Source organism: Paenibacillus sp. WG02 (genome assembly GCF_055396115.1).
Genome location: NZ_AP036016.1, coordinates 3,644,768 through 3,663,593 on the forward strand (window position 1 = coordinate 3,644,768; position 18,826 = coordinate 3,663,593).

The window sequence follows — 18,826 nt, forward strand, 5'->3', positions numbered from 1 at the left end:
AGACTGAACGTTCATGCGTGTTTCTAACGTTACCGTTCGTCGCAGATTGTTTACTGCGCTCATCATTTCTACTATCATCTTTACAGCACTTATTCTCCGTCTAGCTTATGTCCAGCTATGGATTGGACAAGACTTGGCGAATAAAGCAGAGGATAGTTGGCGGAGAAAAATAGAGTTTGCTCCCAAGCGAGGCGAGATTCAAGATCGCAATGGGATAACGATGACTTACAGTATGAGCACACCTACGATTGTGGCTATTCCTGTTCAAATTCAAGACGCCCGAAGCACGGCGGCCAAACTTGCTGAAGTGCTGCAAGGGAACGAAGATGACATTTATAAACAGATTACAAAAAAAACATCCCAAAATGACATCAAGCCTTCTGGACGCAAAATAACGATTGAAAAAGCGCAAGAAGTACGATATCTGAATCTTCCAGGTATTGTGGTAGCTGAAGATAACAAAAGATATTACCCTTTTGGACCGTTAGCGGCCCATATCCTTGGCTTTGCTGGATTAGATAAAGGGCTGACAGGCATTGAGGCAAAATATAACAGTCAATTGACTGGTATACCAGGAAGCATATCCTATATGACGGATGCAGCAGGAAGAACGCTGGAAGGGACAACGGATACCTATACGAAGCCCAAAGACGGCCTCAATATGAAGTTGACGATTGACAGTCATCTGCAATCTGTATTGGAAAGAGAATTGGACCAGGCGATGGTTCAGTATAAAGCGCAAAATGTTATTGCCATCATGATGGATCCCAACAACGGAGAAATCCTGGCCATGGGGAGCAGGCCTACTTATGAACCAGGCAATTACAAGGATTTTCCGGCTGAAACCTATAACCGGAACTTACCGATTTGGAAAACATATGAGCCAGGTTCTACTTTTAAAATTATTACGCTAGCTGCAGCACTTGAGGAAAAAAAGGTTGATCTAAAAAATGAACAATTTTACGATCCTGGTTTTATTGAGGTTGGGGGAGCTAGACTTCGCTGTTGGAAGCGCGGCGGTCATGGCAGTGAAACGATGCTGCAAGTTGTCCAAAACTCTTGTAACCCCGGATTCGTCGTTATGGGACAGCGTCTAGGCAAGGAAAAGCTGTTTGATTACATTTCAAAGTTTGGCTTTGGTAAGAAGACAGGAATTGACCTCGGCGGCGAAGAAAACGGAATTATGTTTAAACCGTCTCAGGTGGGTCCAGTTGAGCTTGCGACGACAGCATTCGGTCAAGGGGTATCCGTCACACCGATTCAGCAAATTACGGCTGTCTCTGCGGCAATTAACGGAGGAAGACTTTTCAAACCGTACGTGGCAAAGTCATTTACGAATCCGGATACGGGTGAGATTGTTGATGTAGTAGAGCCTGAGCTTGTACGCAATGTGATCTCGGAGGAGACTTCGAAGCAGGTGCGCGAAGCGCTTGAAAGCGTAGTTGCAAAAGGCACAGGACGCAATGCGTTTATTGACGGCTATCGCGTAGGTGGGAAGACTGGGACAGCGCAAAAGGTTATTAACGGACGTTATTCGCCGGATGAGCATATTGTGTCTTTCATTGGCTTCGCACCGGCCGATAATCCAAAGATTGTCATCTATGCAGCTGTTGATGATCCTCAAGGGATTCAATTTGGAGGTCTGATTGCAGCGCCGCTTGTGAAGAATATGATGGCTGATGCATTGCGATATATGAAAGTCGAACCGGATAAAAACCAGCTTGATAAAGACTATCGCTATGGTGAAATACCGGTTGTTGAGGTGCCGGACTTGGTTGGAGCCTCCGTTGATGATATATTAGAAGATCTGAACATGAATTTCCGGCTGGCTAAGTTCGGCAATGGCAAATATGTCATTAGTCAAGCGCCGAAGGCAGGTTCACGAGTCGACCAAGGGTCAACCATACGCATTTTTCTCTCGAATAATGCGCCGCCGCAGTAATATGGTTGATTCGCTCGAAAAAAGATTTGCAAGTAAGACATGTTTGGCTTTTCCACTGGCATAAAATTGTCAATAATAGGTAGCAATAACGTTAAGGAGAGGGTTGCTCATGAAACTTCAGGAGTTTGCTTCCGCACTGCTCATTACCCACATACATGGAGATGCTGAAACAGAGATTACTGGGATTGAAGCAGACTCTCGTAAAATCAAAACAGGGGATTTGTTTCTATGCATCCCTGGACTGACAGCAGATGGTCACGATTATGCCCCAAAAGCGATTGCGCTTGGGGCTTCTGCGCTTGTAACGGAAAGAGTGCTTGACTTGCCGATTCCTCAGCTTGTTGTGAAAGATGCGAGATATGCAATGGCGGCATTATCAGCCCATTTCTATGGCTATCCTAGCAAAGAACTGAAATTAATTGGTATTACAGGTACGAATGGCAAAACGACATCGACCTATTTGATCGAGAAAATATTGCGGGATCAAGGCTTTACGACGGGTCTTATGGGAACGATTCAAATGAAAATCGGCGATACCTATACGGAAATGGAGCGCACAACCCAAGAAGCCGTCGATTTACAGCGTAGCTTCCGCCAGATGTGTGAGCAAAAGACGGATTACTGCATTATGGAAGTGTCCAGTCATGCCTTGGAATTAGGTCGAGTGAAGGGCGTTCATTTCCGTTCGGGTATTTTCACGAATTTAACACAAGATCATTTGGATTATCACCAAACGATGGATGCTTACGCTGCGGCAAAAGGACTGCTCTTCTCTAGATTGGGAAATGGTTTCTCAGCCGATCTTAAGGAGCGTCAGTACGCTATTCTCAATGCGGATGACGATGCATCACATACGTTCAGCAAGCTCACAGCTGCGCAAATTATTACATATGGTATAGAGAACGAGTGTGATGTAAGGGCGACAAATATTCGAATTACAGCCCAAGGCACGGAATTTCAGCTTATTTCCTTTGCGGGAGAGGCTTTTTTCAGAATGAAGCTGGTTGGTAAATTTAACGTGTACAATGCTCTTGGGTCCATTGCTGCGGCACTGGCGGAAGGGATTCCCCTTGAAGCGATCCGGAATAGTTTAGAAGATATTACGGTTGTAGATGGGCGTATGGAGGTTGTGAATGAGGGACAGGATTACTTAGTCTTGGTTGACTATGCTCATACCCCAGATGGTCTAGAGAATGCCTTATCTACGGTACGTGACTTTGCAGAAGGCAAGGTAATCACTGTGTTTGGCTGCGGCGGTGACCGTGATCGAACGAAACGTCCTCTAATGGGTAAGGTTACGGCTAAATATAGTGATTATTTGTATGTGACTTCCGATAATCCGCGTACGGAAAATCCAGATGCCATTCTTGATGATATTGTTCCTGGTCTAAAAGAGGTGAATTACCCGAAGGAACAGTATGAATTAATCGTGGATCGCAAAAAAGCGATACAAAAGGCTATTGAAGGGGCAGGCCCTAAGGATGTAATATTGATAGCGGGAAAAGGCCACGAAACGTATCAGGATGTCATGGGGGTCAAGCATGATTTCGATGATCGCTTGGTGGCTAAGGCTGCGATAAGGGGGAGAGGACGATGATAGAGCGCACGTTGGAACAAATGACAGACATGCTAGGCGTTGAATGTGTGAAGGTGTTCCCGAAGTCAGCTGCAAGGAACATTTTAATAAAAGGTATATCTACCGACACGCGAACTATACGACCTGGAAGTCTGTTTGTGCCGCTGATCGGGGACCATTTCGATGGTCACGCTTATGCCTCAGAGGCTTACAGCAAAGGGGCTGCGGCTGCCTTATGGCAAGATGACCACCCTCACCCCCCAGAAGGCATGCCCATCATTCGCGTCAAGGATACGTTAACCGCCTTGCAGCAGTTGGCTAAGTCTTATCGCGAGCAGCTGCCGGTTCGCATTATTGGCATTACTGGGAGCAATGGCAAAACGACGACGAAAGATTTAGTTGCTGCCGTACTGGGCAGCACATTTCAAGTGCACAAGACAAAGGGAAACCTGAATAATCATATTGGTTTACCGCTCACACTGCTCGAGCTTGAGGAGACCACGCAATTCGCCGTGGTTGAGATGGGGATGAGTGGACGAGGCGAGATTGAGCTGCTATCCAATCTGGCCGAGCCGGAAGCGTCGATCATTACGATGATCGGCGAATCGCACATGCTGCAGCTGGGCTCGCGGGAAGAAATCGCTCGGGCCAAGGCCGAGATCGTTAGCGGAATGCCCAGCGGCGGTTTGTTCGTCTACAATGGCGACGAACCACTGATTGAACAGGCCCTCGCGGAGTCGCCGGATAGCCTGCCAGAAGGGCTGATCCGCATTCGCTTTGGCAGCGGCGCGGGCAATGATCTGTTCCCGACCGACATTCGGATGGATGCGGACGGGGCGCACTTCCAGATCAATTCACCGGGTTACCCGGAATTGTTCATTCCCTTGCTCGGCACGCATAATGTGATTAATGCGTTAGCAGCCATTGCCGTCGGCGAGGCCTTCGGCGTCTCGCCTGAGGGAATTGCAGCGGGGCTTCGCTCGCTGCAGATGACAAGCATGCGCATCGAGAAGCTGACAGCAGCCTCAGGGCTGACTGTGCTTAACGATGCGTATAATGCCAGCCCGGCATCCATGCGGGCTGCGATCGATTTGACCGAGCAGCTGCGCGGCTTCGGTCGCAAGTTCCTCGTGCTCGGCGACATGCTGGAGCTTGGCGAGCACGAAGAGGAGTTCCATCGCAGCATTGGTCGGGTGCTGTCTCCGGAACGTGTAGACTATGTCTTCACGTTCGGCCGTCTCGGCCGCTGCATCGCGGATGAAGCGGCTGAGCGGTTCCCGAAGGCGAGCGTACGCGCCTTCGATGACAAAGAGCAGCTCGCGGCAGAGCTCGCTGCGGAGGTACGAGCCGACGACCTTGTGCTCGTTAAAGGCTCGCGAGGCATGCGTCTCGAGCATGTTGTTAATGCCTTACTCGCCTAGATGGCGTTTGTAATTAAATTTTAGGATGAAACAGTAGATCGTTTTCGAAAGACGAAAACGTGCAGGGGGAACCAACGTGGAAAACGCAATTTTATTAACGATGGGCGTAGCTTTTGTACTTGCGCTTATTATGGGACCGCTTTTTATACCCATTTTGCGGCGTATGAAATTCGGGCAGCAAATACGTGAGGATGGTCCGCAAGGACATCTCAAAAAACAAGGGACGCCAACGATGGGCGGAGTCATTATTTTACTCGCGCTGGCCCTTGCTACGCTTCGTTTTGCCGACAAAAATACGGATCTTCTCATCCTGTTAATAGCCTCTTTAGGCTATGGACTAGTTGGCTTTCTCGACGATTATATCAAAATTATTTTCAAACGCTCACTCGGACTTACAGCGAAACAAAAGCTGTTCGGTCAGCTCTTGATCTCCGCTGTCGTCTGTTACCTGCTTATCATGCAAGGACACAGCACGGACTTATATATTCCATTTGTAGCGTTCCACTTTAACCCAGGCTGGTTGTACTTTCCCATAATGGCAATTTTGATGTTGGGTGCATCGAATGCGGTGAATTTTACAGATGGTCTTGATGGGCTGCTTGCAGGGACAAGTGCCATTGCATTTGGTGCTTATACGGTTATTGCAATGAATAATACGCAGCCGGAAGCAGCTATTTTTTCGGCAGCCATGGTTGGGGCCGTACTCGGTTTTCTCGTTTTTAATGCGCATCCGGCTAAAGTATTTATGGGTGACACAGGATCGCTTGGGATTGGCGGAGGCCTAGTGGCTGTTGCCATTTTGACCAAAGCTGAGCTGCTGCTTGCTATTGTCGGCGGTGTATTCTTGGTTGAGATTCTCTCTGTTGTGATCCAAGTTGTTTCTTTCAAGACGAGAGGCAAGCGTGTTTTCAAAATGAGTCCGATCCATCACCACTTCGAATTGGTTGGCTGGTCGGAATGGCGTGTTGTTATCACATTCTGGGTCGTAGGCCTCGTGCTTGCTGTACTCGGATTATATATGAATGAGGTGTTGTAGAGCATGAAACATCCGCGGGATTATCGTGGACTTGAAGTGATTATTCTGGGCTTGGCTCGCAGCGGAGTCGCTGCGGCTAAGCTTTTTCATCAAAAAGGAGCCTTAGTCACGGTCAACGACAAAAAAGAGCGAAGCGCATGCCCTGAAGCCGACGAATTAGAGGCTCTGGGTATTTCTGTTGTATGCGGCTTTCATCCGGAGTCCTTGGTTCATGAAGGTATTTCTCTCGTTGTGAAGAACCCGGGAATTCCGTATTCGGTAGAGCCAATTCGCAAAGCAGAAGAGCTTGGAATCGAGGTCGTGACGGAGGTTGAGGTTGCTTATCAATTTTGTGAAGCTCCGATTATTGGTATAACGGGTTCGAACGGCAAGACCACAACGACAACATTGATTGGTTTAATGCTGGATGCAGCTGGCTTATCTCCGGTTGTAGCGGGTAATATTGGGCGAGCATTAACCGAGGCTGCGCCTGAAGTTACAGCTGATAACTGGATGGTTGTTGAGCTCAGCAGCTTTCAACTGAAAGGAACGACTTCGTTCCGACCGACAATTGCACTTTTGTTAAATGTGTACGAAACTCATCTGGATTATCATGGTTCCATGGATGATTATATCGCTTCGAAAGCTAAAATATTTGCAAATCAAACCGAAGAAGATACGGCAATCCTGAATTGGGATGATGAGGTGTGTAAGTCTTTAATTCCTAGTCTGAAGGCTAAGCTGTTCCCGTTTTCTATGAAAGAGAAGCTCGCTTTTGGCGTTTACTTCGATGTAGAAACTGAGGTCATCGTTTACGCAAACGGACTCGGCAAAGTGCAATCGATTATGCCGGCTAGAGAAATGGGGATTCCGGGCAGCTTTAACGTTGAGAACGCGCTAGCAGCGGCGGCAGCGGCCATTACGGCGGGTGTTCAGCTAGATGCCATAGCAGATGTGCTTAGAAGCTTCCAAGGCGTAGAACACCGTCTGGAGCTCGTTAGAGAGCTGAAGGGTGTGACCTTCTATAACAACTCCAAAGCGACGAATGCAGCGGCTTCGATTAAGTCGATTGAGGCGTTCAACCAGCGCGTTATTCTGATTGCAGGAGGTTTGGACCGCGGGTCGGACTACATGGAACTTCTGCCTACTTTTCGTGAGCGGATTAAAGGTATCGTTACCCTAGGACAAACGAAAGAGAAAATTATACATATTGCCGAGCTGGCAGGGATTAGCCGCATTCAAACCGTCGATACTGCTAAGGATGCAGCGGACGCGGTGTCGCAAGCCGTTCAGCTAGCCTGGCAAATGAGTGAACCCGGAGATATTGTTCTACTTTCACCTGCTTGTGCAAGCTGGGATATGTTCCCCTCCTATGAGGACAGGGGACGCATGTTTAAGGAGTCCGTGCATAACCTTTAAATAGGGCTTATCCACATAGACTGACTTGTGGCGTTACTGGCGCTGCTTGCTGATATGTATCAAGGATGACGCCCACAACACACGAAGAGGTGTCTGTTATGGGTAAAGCACGGTCCGCTCCTGACATTTGGATTATTGTTCCAACCTTGTTGCTTTTGACAATTGGCGTTATTATGGTTTACAGCGCTAGCAGTGTTCTTGCGTTTCGCGAATTTGGCGACTCCCTATACTACTTGAAACGTCAATTTATATTTGCTGTTTTGGGTGTAATCGCCATGTTTTTTACGATGAATGTTGATTATTTAGTTTGGAAAAGATTTGCCCGAGTCGCGCTTTTTGTTTGCTTTGCCATGTTGATTATTGTGCTGATTCCCGGCATCGGGGTTGTACGAGGCGGGGCTCGAAGCTGGTTAGGGATTGGTGCCTTCGGTATTCAACCGTCCGAATTTATGAAAATTGGGATGATTCTCTTTCTATCCAACCTGTTATCTGAACACCAAGCGAAAATAACCCTATTCAGAAAAGGATTATTGCCGCCGCTTGGCATCATGGGCTTAGCGTTCGGTCTCATTATGCTGCAGCCTGACCTTGGAACAGGTGCCGTTCTCGTCGGAGCTTCGCTGCTCATCATCTATACATCGGGGGCGAGATTGCTTCATCTCTCGTATCTAGGTATGATAGGGGTTGCGGGTTTTATCGGGCTTGTCATTGCCGCTCCATACCGTTTGAAGCGAATTACAGCATTCTTGGATCCATGGCAGGACCCTTTAGGTGCAGGTTATCAGTCGATTCAATCGCTCTATGCGATTGGACCGGGAGGCCTTGTAGGGCTTGGCCTAGGCATGAGCCCGCCAGAAATACAGCTATTTGCCAGAGCCGCAAACGGACTTCATTTTCTCCATTATTGCTGAGGAACTTGGATTTATCGGCGGTACGCTTGTGCTGCTGCTCTTTACGATTCTTGTGTGGCGCGGAATGAGGGCAGCTATTACAGCGCCGGATACGTTTGCCAGTTTGATTGCTGTTGGCATTATCGGCATGATTGCCGTACAAGTCATTATTAATATTGGTGTTGTTATCGGGATGTTCCCGGTAACCGGCATTACTTTGCCATTCATAAGTGCAGGAGGGTCTTCATTGACGCTTATGCTGACATCCGTCGGCATCCTGCTCAATATATCCCGCTATTCGAGGTGACAGGGGAATGAAAACGATTGTCTTTACCGGAGGAGGCTCCGCAGGACATGTTACACCTAACATAGCACTGATGCATAAGCTTGCGCAGTTAGGTTGGGAAATAAAATACATAGGTTCAGCTACGGGCATCGAGAAAGACATCATAGAACGCGAAGGTGTACCATTTTACTCCATTTCGTCTGGGAAATTACGTCGATATTTTGATCTGAAAAATTTCAAAGACCCTTTTAGAGTGATGAAAGGCGTCTATGAGTCTTATAGATTGCTCCGTCGTTTGAAGCCCGCCATCGTCTTTTCGAAGGGCGGGTTCGTTTCCGTCCCGGTCGTTCTAGGCAGTCGGATGAACAAGATTCCGGTGATTATTCATGAGTCGGATATAACGCCTGGGCTTGCGAACAAGATATCAATACCTTTTGCAACCAAGGTTTGCGTGACCTTCCCGGAGTCCTTACAGCATGTTCAAAGAGACAAGGCTGAACTGACAGGCTTACCGATTCGTGAACACATTCTCAGTGGTAAAGCGTCACGCGCTTACCAGCTTTGTGATTTTCATTCGCAAAAACCGGTCATTTTGGTGATGGGCGGCAGCCTTGGCTCACAAGTGATTAACCAAGCCGTCAGAGGCAGCCTAGAACGATTATTAGCTCAGTTTCAGATCGTACACCTATGCGGGAAAGGCAATATTGCGTCAGAGCTTGCGAATACCCGAGGATATAAACAATTTGAATATTTGAATGAGGAGCTTCCGGATATTTTGGCAATGACAGACCTGGTTATTTCCAGGGCTGGCGCCACATCGATTTATGAATTTTTAGTCATGGAAAAGCCGATGCTGCTCATTCCATTATCACTGCAGGCAAGTCGTGGCGACCAGATTCTAAATGCAGAGTCGTTTCAGAAAGCTGGCTACGCAGATGTTTTGCAAGAGGAGGCTTTAACTGCCGATAAGCTCGCAGAGCGTGTGGAAGCTCTTCATGCGAATCGAGAGACCCACAAGGCAGCGATGCAGTCACGCAAAGATAGCGATGCGGTTGCATCGATCGTAAAACTGATTGAAACCTATCGTTTATCGACTTGAATTTGCTAAACCGAATAGGCGATTGTCACACTCTATCCGATTTTACATAAACTACACTATAACCGTGACAGACACCTAAGGCTTAATATGGCGCCAAACAACGAAGACCGGCCATCTTCGACTCGGTCCGTATTATGAAATTATGATGCTTGAATCTGCTTTTCAAGATAATTTCGCCCTACGTTCTGTGAAGGAGGTTTTCCCATGCAACAGTTAATATCCGACTTACAGGCAGCAAATATTGGCGAGATTCGAACGAATGAACGACTAGCCCCTTATACGACATGGAAAATCGGCGGTCCGGCTGATTGCCTCGTTATCCCCCAAACGAAAGAGCAGGTAGCTGCTGTCATCCGATTTCTATATGAACGCGGTGTTCCATGGACGGTTATCGGTAGAGGGTCTAACCTGCTTGTAAGTGATAAAGGCATTAGAGGGGTCGTTATTAAACTTGGCAATGCGTTAGAAACGCTTCGTTTTGATGGTGCGATGGTCTACGCAGGTGGTTCCTATTCGTTCATTAAATTGTCCGTACTAGCGGCCAAAGAAGGTTTAACCGGACTGGAGTTTGCTTCGGGCATTCCCGGTTCTGTGGGAGGCGCCGTCTACATGAATGCAGGGGCTCATGGGTCCGATGTGTCACGCATACTCAAGCAGGCTGAAGTCATCCTGGACACAGGGGAATTGGTCACGATGCAGGCGGAGGATTTGCAGTATGCCTATCGACATTCGATTCTGCAAACATTGCCCGGCATTGTAACGGAAGCTGTCTTTGAATTACAGGTTGGAGAGCGCAAAGAAATTGCGGGAGCCATGGCGGCTTACCGGGATCGGCGCCTCCGCACACAACCGCTTCAATTGGCTTGCGCTGGAAGTGTATTTCGCAACCCCGAAGGGGGATTCGCAGCTAAGCTTATTGAAGAAGCTGGCCTGAAAGGCAAACGAGTCGGTGGAGCTGAAATTTCTATGCTACACGCCAATTTCATTGTTAATACCGGAGATGCTACAGCCGAGGACGTTCTCACTCTCATAGGCGAGGTACAGCAAATCGTACAGAAACAGTACGGCATATCGCTAGTACCGGAAGTTCTGGTGATGGGTGAGAGGTAAATCGGAGGTGGAACTTTGGAGAAGCTCGTTATCGAAGGTGGAAGACCTCTTACGGGAGCCATCCAGATACACGGCGCGAAAAACGCCGCATTACCAATCTTAGCAGCCTGCATCCTGACTAGCGGCACTCATACCCTGCATAATGTTCCTAATTTGCTCGACATCGACACCATGCTGCGCATTCTTCGCGCGCTGGGTTGTCGTGCTGAGCAGCAAGGGGATACGGTATCTATCACAACATCCACAGCTCATTCCTCTCATATCCCAGAAGAATTGATGGGTCAGATGCGTTCTTCCATCTTTCTTATGGGTCCGCTACTCGCTAGATTCGGCAGTGTTACCGTATATCAACCAGGTGGCTGCGCAATTGGCGAACGTAAAATCGATTTGCACCTTAAAGGTTTGCAGGCTCTCGGAGCCAACATTGAAGAATTCGCCAACAAGATTGTTTGCACCGCAGATTCACTGTATGGCAGCGAGATTGTTCTAGACTTCCCCAGTGTGGGGGCTACGGAAAATATTATGATGGCTGCTGTCAAAGCAGAAGGCATCACAACGATTCACAATGCTGCCCGTGAACCTGAGATTCAGGATTTGCAAAACTTCCTGAACGCGATGGGCGCCGATATTATTGGCGCAGGTACGGACACCATAACGATTCGCGGAGTGGAGTCATTATCTCCTTGTGCATATCGCATCATACCCGATCGCATTGTAGCAGGAACATTCCTTGTTGCAGCTGCTGCGACCAAAGGAAACATTACACTCGAAAGAGTGAACCCTGCTCATTTAACCTCGGTTATTCATGTTCTCAAGCGCGCAGGTGTTCAAATCATCACGGACGGTGATATAATACATGTAAGCTGTCCGACAAGACCGAAGGCAGTCGAACGTATTGTTACTTCGCCGCATCCGTCCTTTCCAACGGATCTTCAATCGCAAGTCATGGTGCTGTTATCTCTAGCAGATGGACTGAGCATAATGAAAGAAACGATATTCGAAGGTAGATTTAAACACGTTGATGAGCTTTCCCGCATGGGAGCGGATATCCGTGTAGATATGAGCTCAGCCTTTATCCGAGGGGTTCCGAGGTTATATGGAGCAACGGTGGAAGCGACTGATTTGCGAGCCGGTGCAGCACTTGTCATTGCCGGTCTGGCTGCGCATGGTACAACGATCGTTGAGCAAATTCATCATATTGATAGAGGCTATGATAGAATTGAACATATGCTTTCCATGTTGGGAGCCTCCGTGCATCGCCAATCACCCGTCCCAAGCGAGTAGAATGTTTGAATGACTTCCGCTGATCCCTTCCTGCTTGCAGGTGGGGATACACGGTTTTCATTTGTTTATTATACGAAAATAATAGGTGGTGCCCATCTTGTCTGAAGACCGCAAAGTACCCGCTCTGCCTGTTCCAAAGCCGCGTGCGCGTACGAATCGGAAGCTGCTGATTTTTTTGTTCGTCTTTTTTATCACGGTTCTAATCATTTTGTTTTTTCAATCCTCCCTTAGCCGAATTAGTGCCATTGAAGTTGAAGGAAATGAACTTATGGCATCTGAAGCCATTGGACAAGCTAGTCAAATTGCCGTCGGTGATCGTTTTTTCGCCGTTAGCTCACAGGCTATCCAGCAGCGTATTGCCAAGATGCCCATGATCAAAACGGCAGTCGTGAAGAAGCATTTTCCAGGCATTATCCGTATTACTGTGGAAGAATTCCCTAAAGTCGCGTTCCAAATTGGAGCAGATGGCAAGAAGCAGGCTGTACTGGCTGATGGCGCTGTCGTGCAGCTTACTGCAAGCAACATTCCATTGGACATGCCTATTCTGACAGGGTGGACAGACGGCGATCCGAACAAGGCCGCACTTTGCAAAGTGCTCGGTGAAATCCCGGAGAGTGCGCTATCTGACATATCCGAAATTAAACCGGACCCGTCGGAACCATACCCAGACAAGATCAAGCTTTATACAAGATCTCAATTCGAAGTCTATACAACCATTGCCTATTTACCTGAGAAAATTGACAATTTGCCTGCCTATATAGCAAGCTTACAAGATGATCATATTACGAGTGGTGTTATCAAAATGCTAGAAGTAGAGTATCACGCTCCATTCGAACCGAATGAAGAGTCCAAAAATGATGCGAACAATCCATCTGGTCAGAAGGCTGGGAGCAATTCCCCGAGTCCTACACCTGATTCGAACAAAGATGGGGGTAAGTCAAGCCCAAAGCCGACTCCAAAAGCGACGCCCAAATCACCGCCAAAGGAAACAGCGCGTCCTTCCTGACAAAAAAACGTTTAATGGGCTACTCAATCACATGAAATAATGTTAAAATTAGATTTATGGTTAAATAGGTATCTATCAGTTCCTAAGATGTTTTAAATAATTACTAGATAGGATTCATCTCATTTTCTCATCATTAAGACTAGATATGTAAACGACTTTTTTTACTGGCAAAAAAAATGTAGAAAAAAGAGGGAATATGGCGGTTGTGTGGAATACGTATAAAAGTATTTGTGAGGAATTTACTTTATTACCCAAGTTACAGGAGGTGCCAGGGGCTTGAGCAACAATGACATCATTGTTAGTTTAGACATCGGTACATCCAAGGTTCGAGCTATTATTGGGGAAGTCGTAAACGGAACCATTAATATAATAGGTGTGGGATCTGCCGAGTCAGAGGGTATTCGTAAAGGCGCAATCGTTGATATTGATCAAACTGTGAATTCCATTCGCAGCGCTGTCGATCATGCTGAACGAATGGTCGGCGTACAAATTTCCGAGGTTTACGTAGGAATTTCAGGTAATCATATTGCTCTTCAATCTAGTCATGGTGTTGTCGCTGTTTCTAATGAAGACCGAGAAATCGGAGAAGAGGATATCGATCGTGTTATTCAGGCGGCCAGAGTCATCGCATTACCTCCCGAACGTGAAATTATTGGAGTTGTACCTAAGCAATATTTAGTAGATGGACAAGAAGGCATTAATGATCCTCGTGGCATGATTGGTGTTCGCTTAGAAGTGGAAGCGACAATTATCACTGGAGCGAAGACAGGGATACATAATTTAATCCGTGTTGTGGAAAAATCCGAACTGAAGGTTGCAGGCCTCATCCTGATGTCGCTAGCATCTGGACAGTTAGCCTTATCGAAGGATGAGAAAGCTGTTGGAACGGTTCTGGTTGATGTAGGAGCAGGGGCAGCAACGATTGCTGTATTTGAACAAGGTAATCTTGTGGCTACATCGACGATTCAAATCGGTGGCGAGTACATCAGTAATGATATTTCAATTGGTCTCCGGACTCAGCTTGAAATCGCAGAGAAAATAAAGCTGAAATACGGTTGTGCATCTCTTGAAGATTCAGCGCCCGATCAAGTGTTTAAGGTTACGAGAATGGGAAGCAATGTGGAAAAAGAGTTTTCGCAAGTAGACCTCGCGAATATCATTGAACCCCGTGTTGAAGAAATTTTCCAAATGATCCGTGCGGAAGTTCATCGTTTGGGATATGGTGATTTAGCTGGTGGTTATGTGCTTACAGGCGGAACTGTTTGTATGCCAGGCATACTTGCAGTCGCACAAGCTGAACTCGCAACGTCTGTACGCATCGCTGTTCCTGACTTTATTGGAGTACGCGATCCTTCTTACACTAGTGGAGTTGGCATCATTCAATTCGTATCCAAATACATGAAAAATCGGAATTCGGGTTTCTCTAAGAAAGTAGTAACGAAGTCAACAGCAAAAAAATCCTCCGAAAGTAATAAACCAGGTTTTCTTGAACGGGTAAAGAATTTTTTCAGTGAATTTATTTAGTGAATGCAAAGTTAGGGGGATATGACTCACATGTTTGAATTTGATATGGATTTGGACCAATTGGCTCAAATAAAAGTCATCGGTGTTGGTGGCGGCGGTAGCAATGCAGTAAATCGTATGATCGAGAACGGTGTTAAAGGCGTGGAGTTTATCACCGTTAATACAGATGCTCAAGCTTTACACTTAGCTAAGTCTGTACATAAATTACAAATCGGGGATAAACTAACACGCGGTCTTGGTGCAGGTGCGAACCCTGAAGTAGGTAAGAAAGCGGCAGAAGAGTCAAGGGAGACAATTCTAAATACGCTTCGCGGCGCAGACATGGTATTCGTTACGGCAGGTATGGGTGGCGGTACGGGTACTGGGGGCTGCACCGGTTATTGCCGAAATCGCTAAAGAAGTAGGAGCTTTAACGGTAGGTGTAGTTACTCGTCCGTTCACGTTCGAAGGACGCAAACGCTCTTTGCAAGCTGAGCAAGGTATTGCAGCATTGAAAGAGAAGGTAGATACGCTTATTATTATCCCGAATGATCGTCTATTAGAAATTGTAGATAAGAAGACTCCTATGCTTGAGGCCTTCCGTGAAGCAGATAACGTGCTTCGTCAAGGTGTACAAGGGATCTCAGATTTAATCGCTGTACCTGGACTTATCAATCTGGATTTTGCGGATGTCAAAACGATTATGACGGAACGCGGCTCGGCCCTCATGGGTATTGGTGTTGCAACAGGTGAGAATCGTGCAGCTGAAGCAGCTAAGAAAGCGATCTCCAGTCCTTTGTTGGAAACTTCCATTGAAGGAGCTCGCGGGGTTCTAATGAACATTACGGGCGGCGTGAATCTCAGCTTGTACGAAGTCAATGAAGCAGCTGATATCGTTGCATCTGCATCGGATATCGAAGTGAACATGATTTTCGGAGCTGTCATCGATGATAAACTCAAGGATGAAATTCTCGTTACTGTTATTGCAACTGGTTTCGAGCATAAGGCTGCACCTGTTCATCAACCCATCAAACGTCCTGGCACGGGTCAACCAGAAACTCCTGCTCCAGACAATCGGTTGAACAACTTGAAACCTTTTGGTTCACAACCATCTAACGATCAATTAGATATTCCGACGTTTCTTCGTAATCGCGGGCGCAATACCGACAAATAATTACACAATAATTGTAAAGAGGCCGAAGCCCTACATGATGTAGGAGCTTCGGTTTTTTGTTGTTCTTAGGGCTTTTCTAGCTTGAGATAGGCCGCGTCAACTGACAAAAAAAGTATCATCCTACTAGCAAGTTTAGACAGACTTTGAAATTAGATTCCCCTATACTGATTTAGAACCTTAAAGTTTCGTCAGAAAAATTACTATAAAAGCATCCGTCTTGGAGGTGAGGAAATTGTGGTCGTCTATGCGGATCTCATTTTCCTGCTGAACTTTCTGATGGATGCGGCCATGCTTATCGTAACGGCTAAAACACGGAAAATATCGTTCAAGTGGTGGAGAATCGTAGGTTCGTCGGTTTTAGGAGCTTCCTATGTGGTCATTATGTTCCTACCAGTTCCGTTGTTTCTTTTTACATTTTCTGTGAAATGTATGTTCTGTATCGGTATGATTATGACTGCTTTTGGGTTTGGCTCCTTACAAAATTTATTGAGAAACATCGGAACGTTCCTTTTAGTGAATTTTGCTGTAGCCGGTGGAATATTCGGCATTCATTATGTGATGGCATCCTCATCCGATGTGATGGATGGGATTGTGTTTACGCAAACAGGTGTGGCCATGTTTCAGCTTCAGGTTGGAGGTATCCTGTTTGTGCTCGTGTTGCTGTTACCTTTGTTGTGGTGGTTCAGAACGGTGTTTCAGAGTTCGAAACAGCGTGAGGTGTTGACCTCTTATTTGGCGGAAGTAACGATTCATGTGGGTGATTATTCAGCCTCTTGCAAAGGTTTAATTGATACGGGTAATCAATTGTATGATCCGTTGACACGAACACCTGTGATGGTAATGGAAGTGTCTGAGTGGGGGGATGTATTGCCTGAAGAATGGCTCCAAAGGATTCGATCGGCTGATGTCGATCAGATCATAAGTGGTTTGGGTGTCGAAGAATTTGTTTGGCAAGACCGATTGCGTCTCGTGCCTTACCGTGGCGTTAATCGAAATACCCAATTCATGCTGGCCATTAAACCGGATAAGGTGGTGATCACCCATAATCATTTGCAAATTGAAGCGTCAAAGGTGCTTATCGGACTCGACGGAGGAAAACTTTGCAGCGACGGTTCTTATCAAGCGATTATCCATCCAGCTTTAATTTCAGCAGGGTAGCGCTTTCAAACGGAGGAGTACATATAGCAATAAGATACGATAAAAACTTTCTTTGATTTAGGAAATATGTTTTGCTAAGCAGCAAAACTCAACATATGTTTACGATGAAAGTTTTCCTACGGAAAACTCAGCGAATGCTTACGAAGTCAGTTTTGCATACGCAAAACTCTTAGGAGGAAACTAACATGTTCTTGAAGTGGAAAATGCTCTTTCAACTAGCGTATTATCGTATTTTAATGCTATTAGGTCTCAGAGGCGAAGAAATCTACTACATTGGTGGTAGTGAAGCGTTACCGCCTCCGCTTACGAGAGAAGAAGAAGAGTACTTATTGGAAAAGTTACCGTCCGGGGATGCCGCAGTACGAGCTATGCTGATTGAGCGCAACCTGAGATTGGTTGTCTATATAGCTAGAAAGTTCGAAAATACTGGTATCAATATCGAGGATTTGGTTTCTATCGGTGCCATTGGCCTCATCAAAGCAGTGAATACTTTTGACCCGGAGAAAAAGATCAAGCTAGCTACATATGCTTCGCGCTGTATTGAAAATGAAATTCTCATGTACTTAAGACGAAACAGTAAAATACGCACGGAAGTTTCGTTCGATGAACCACTGAACATTGATTGGGACGGAAATGAACTTCTGTTATCTGATGTATTAGGGACCGAAAATGATACGATTTACAGAAATATTGAAGAACAGGTAGATCGGAAACTGCTGCATAAAGCGTTGGATAAGTTAACAGAACGTGAACGCATCATCATGGAGCTTCGTTTTGGTCTTCAAGACGGGGAAGAAAAAACGCAAAAGGACGTCGCTGACTTGCTTGGCATTTCACAATCGTATATCTCCAGATTGGAAAAGCGTATTATCAAAAGGCTTCGCAAAGAATTTAATAAGATGGTCTGAAAAATATTTTTTGACGGGTCATGTCGAAATTGTTCAGCAGTCACGGGAGGGAGCGAGTCGAAACCCTTTTGTCAAGTAGCTCCATCCAGGATAGGACAGGAATAAATCAACCGCTCACGGGGATAATTAACAGTAATGTTTCTCCTTGGGAGGTAATCACGGTGACCCGAAATAAAGTTGAGATATGTGGTGTTGATACCGCCAAACTGCCTGTTCTGACCAATGCTGAAATGCGCGAACTGTTCTCTGATTTGCAGACGAAACAGGAGCGATCTGCCAGAGAGAAATTGGTCAATGGGAACCTAAGGTTGGTTCTAAGTGTGATCCAGCGGTTCAACAATCGCGGAGAGTATGTGGACGATCTCTTCCAAGTTGGCTGTATTGGTTTGATGAAAGCCATTGATAACTTTGATTTAAGTCAAAACGTCAAGTTCTCAACCTATGCTGTACCGATGATTATAGGTGAGATTCGCCGCTACTTACGAGACAATAACCCGATTCGCGTTTCTCGTTCCTTAAGAGATATTGCTTACAAAGCTTTGCAAGTCAGAGACAGCTTGACGAATCAGAATTCACGCGAACCTACGATCTATGAAATCTCCGAAGCCCTTAATGTGCCTAAGGAAGATGTGGTATTTGCGCTTGATGCCATTCAAGACCCCGTGTCGCTATTTGAACCGATTTATCATGATGGCGGAGATCCCATTTATGTCATGGACCAGATTAGTGATGAGCGCAATAAGGACATGTCTTGGATTGAAGGAATTGCTCTTCGCGAAGCGATGCGTAAACTTAATGCCAGGGAGAAGATGATTCTCTCCATGCGCTTTTTTGAAGGGAAAACGCAGATGGAGGTTGCCGATGAGATCGGCATTTCCCAAGCGCAGGTTTCCAGACTTGAGAAATCAGCCATCTGTCAGATGCAGAAACATGTGAAATCGTAATTAACATAAAGACTGGATCGGCTGTGACAAGCCGTGAAGGTCTTTTTTTGGTTTTCAGGACATTTTGCCCAGACCGCACATATACTAGTAC

13 protein-coding genes and 2 pseudogenes are annotated in these 18,826 nt (G+C 46.3%); all 15 read left to right on the forward strand.

Features of this window, described 5'->3' with window-relative positions:
* Positions 1 to 13 precede the first annotated feature (13 nt).
* The 15 genes and pseudogenes from ACBP55_RS16130 (at position 14) to sigG (ending at position 18,735) form a co-directional block, all read left to right on the forward strand.
* Entirely contained in the window at positions 14 to 1,942 is a 1,929-nt protein-coding gene (locus tag ACBP55_RS16130; protein ID WP_464652772.1) for a stage V sporulation protein D, read from the forward strand.
* A 109-nt stretch (positions 1,943 to 2,051) separates the two neighbouring features.
* The gene (locus ACBP55_RS16135) at positions 2,052 to 3,539 is read left to right on the forward strand and encodes a UDP-N-acetylmuramoyl-L-alanyl-D-glutamate--2,6-diaminopimelate ligase (protein ID WP_464652773.1); all 1,488 of its coding nucleotides are present in this window, start codon (positions 2,052 to 2,054) and stop codon (positions 3,537 to 3,539) included.
* Entirely contained in the window at positions 3,536 to 4,939 is a 1,404-nt protein-coding gene (locus ACBP55_RS16140; protein ID WP_464652774.1) for a UDP-N-acetylmuramoyl-tripeptide--D-alanyl-D-alanine ligase, read from the forward strand. The genes ACBP55_RS16135 and ACBP55_RS16140 overlap by 4 nt, the downstream gene beginning before the upstream one ends.
* A gap of 100 nt (positions 4,940 to 5,039) precedes the next feature.
* Entirely contained in the window at positions 5,040 to 5,975 is a 936-nt protein-coding gene (gene mraY / locus ACBP55_RS16145; RefSeq protein WP_036633572.1) for a phospho-N-acetylmuramoyl-pentapeptide-transferase, read from the forward strand.
* Between the two features lie 3 nt (positions 5,976 to 5,978).
* Positions 5,979 to 7,373, forward strand: a complete 1,395-nt coding sequence (gene murD / locus ACBP55_RS16150; protein ID WP_464652775.1) for a UDP-N-acetylmuramoyl-L-alanine--D-glutamate ligase — start codon at positions 5,979 to 5,981, stop codon at positions 7,371 to 7,373.
* Between the two features lie 98 nt (positions 7,374 to 7,471).
* Positions 7,472 to 8,570: pseudogene (spoVE, locus tag ACBP55_RS16155) on the forward strand (stage V sporulation protein E).
* Positions 8,571 to 8,577: 7 nt separating this feature from the next.
* Positions 8,578 to 9,648 (forward strand): undecaprenyldiphospho-muramoylpentapeptide beta-N-acetylglucosaminyltransferase, encoded by a 1,071-nt coding sequence (locus ACBP55_RS16160; protein ID WP_464652776.1) that lies wholly within the window; start codon positions 8,578 to 8,580, stop codon positions 9,646 to 9,648.
* A 204-nt stretch (positions 9,649 to 9,852) separates the two neighbouring features.
* Positions 9,853 to 10,758, forward strand: a complete 906-nt coding sequence (gene murB, locus ACBP55_RS16165) for a UDP-N-acetylmuramate dehydrogenase (RefSeq protein WP_464652777.1) — start codon at positions 9,853 to 9,855, stop codon at positions 10,756 to 10,758.
* A 15-nt stretch (positions 10,759 to 10,773) separates the two neighbouring features.
* Positions 10,774 to 12,042, forward strand: a complete 1,269-nt coding sequence (murA, locus tag ACBP55_RS16170; protein ID WP_464652778.1) for a UDP-N-acetylglucosamine 1-carboxyvinyltransferase — start codon at positions 10,774 to 10,776, stop codon at positions 12,040 to 12,042.
* A gap of 97 nt (positions 12,043 to 12,139) precedes the next feature.
* Positions 12,140 to 13,048: a cell division protein FtsQ/DivIB gene (locus ACBP55_RS16175; RefSeq protein WP_464652779.1), complete on the forward strand. Its 909-nt coding sequence runs from the start codon at positions 12,140 to 12,142 to the stop codon at positions 13,046 to 13,048.
* A 276-nt stretch (positions 13,049 to 13,324) separates the two neighbouring features.
* Positions 13,325 to 14,572: a cell division protein FtsA gene (ftsA, locus tag ACBP55_RS16180; RefSeq protein ID WP_464652780.1), complete on the forward strand. Its 1,248-nt coding sequence runs from the start codon at positions 13,325 to 13,327 to the stop codon at positions 14,570 to 14,572.
* Between the two features lie 30 nt (positions 14,573 to 14,602).
* Positions 14,603 to 15,725, forward strand: a pseudogene (gene ftsZ / locus ACBP55_RS16185) (cell division protein FtsZ).
* Between the two features lie 234 nt (positions 15,726 to 15,959).
* Positions 15,960 to 16,883 carry a sigma-E processing peptidase SpoIIGA gene (spoIIGA, locus tag ACBP55_RS16190; RefSeq protein ID WP_464652781.1) on the forward strand — a complete coding sequence of 308 codons (924 nt, stop codon included), beginning with the start codon at positions 15,960 to 15,962 and terminating at the stop codon, positions 16,881 to 16,883.
* Between the two features lie 185 nt (positions 16,884 to 17,068).
* Complete coding sequence (gene sigE, locus ACBP55_RS16195; RefSeq protein ID WP_029196510.1) at positions 17,069 to 17,791, forward strand: RNA polymerase sporulation sigma factor SigE; 723 nt, start codon at positions 17,069 to 17,071, stop codon at positions 17,789 to 17,791.
* Between the two features lie 161 nt (positions 17,792 to 17,952).
* A complete protein-coding gene (gene sigG, locus ACBP55_RS16200; RefSeq protein WP_029196509.1) occupies positions 17,953 to 18,735 on the forward strand; it encodes an RNA polymerase sporulation sigma factor SigG in 783 nt (260 codons plus the stop codon).
* Positions 18,736 to 18,826: the final 91 nt, after the last annotated feature.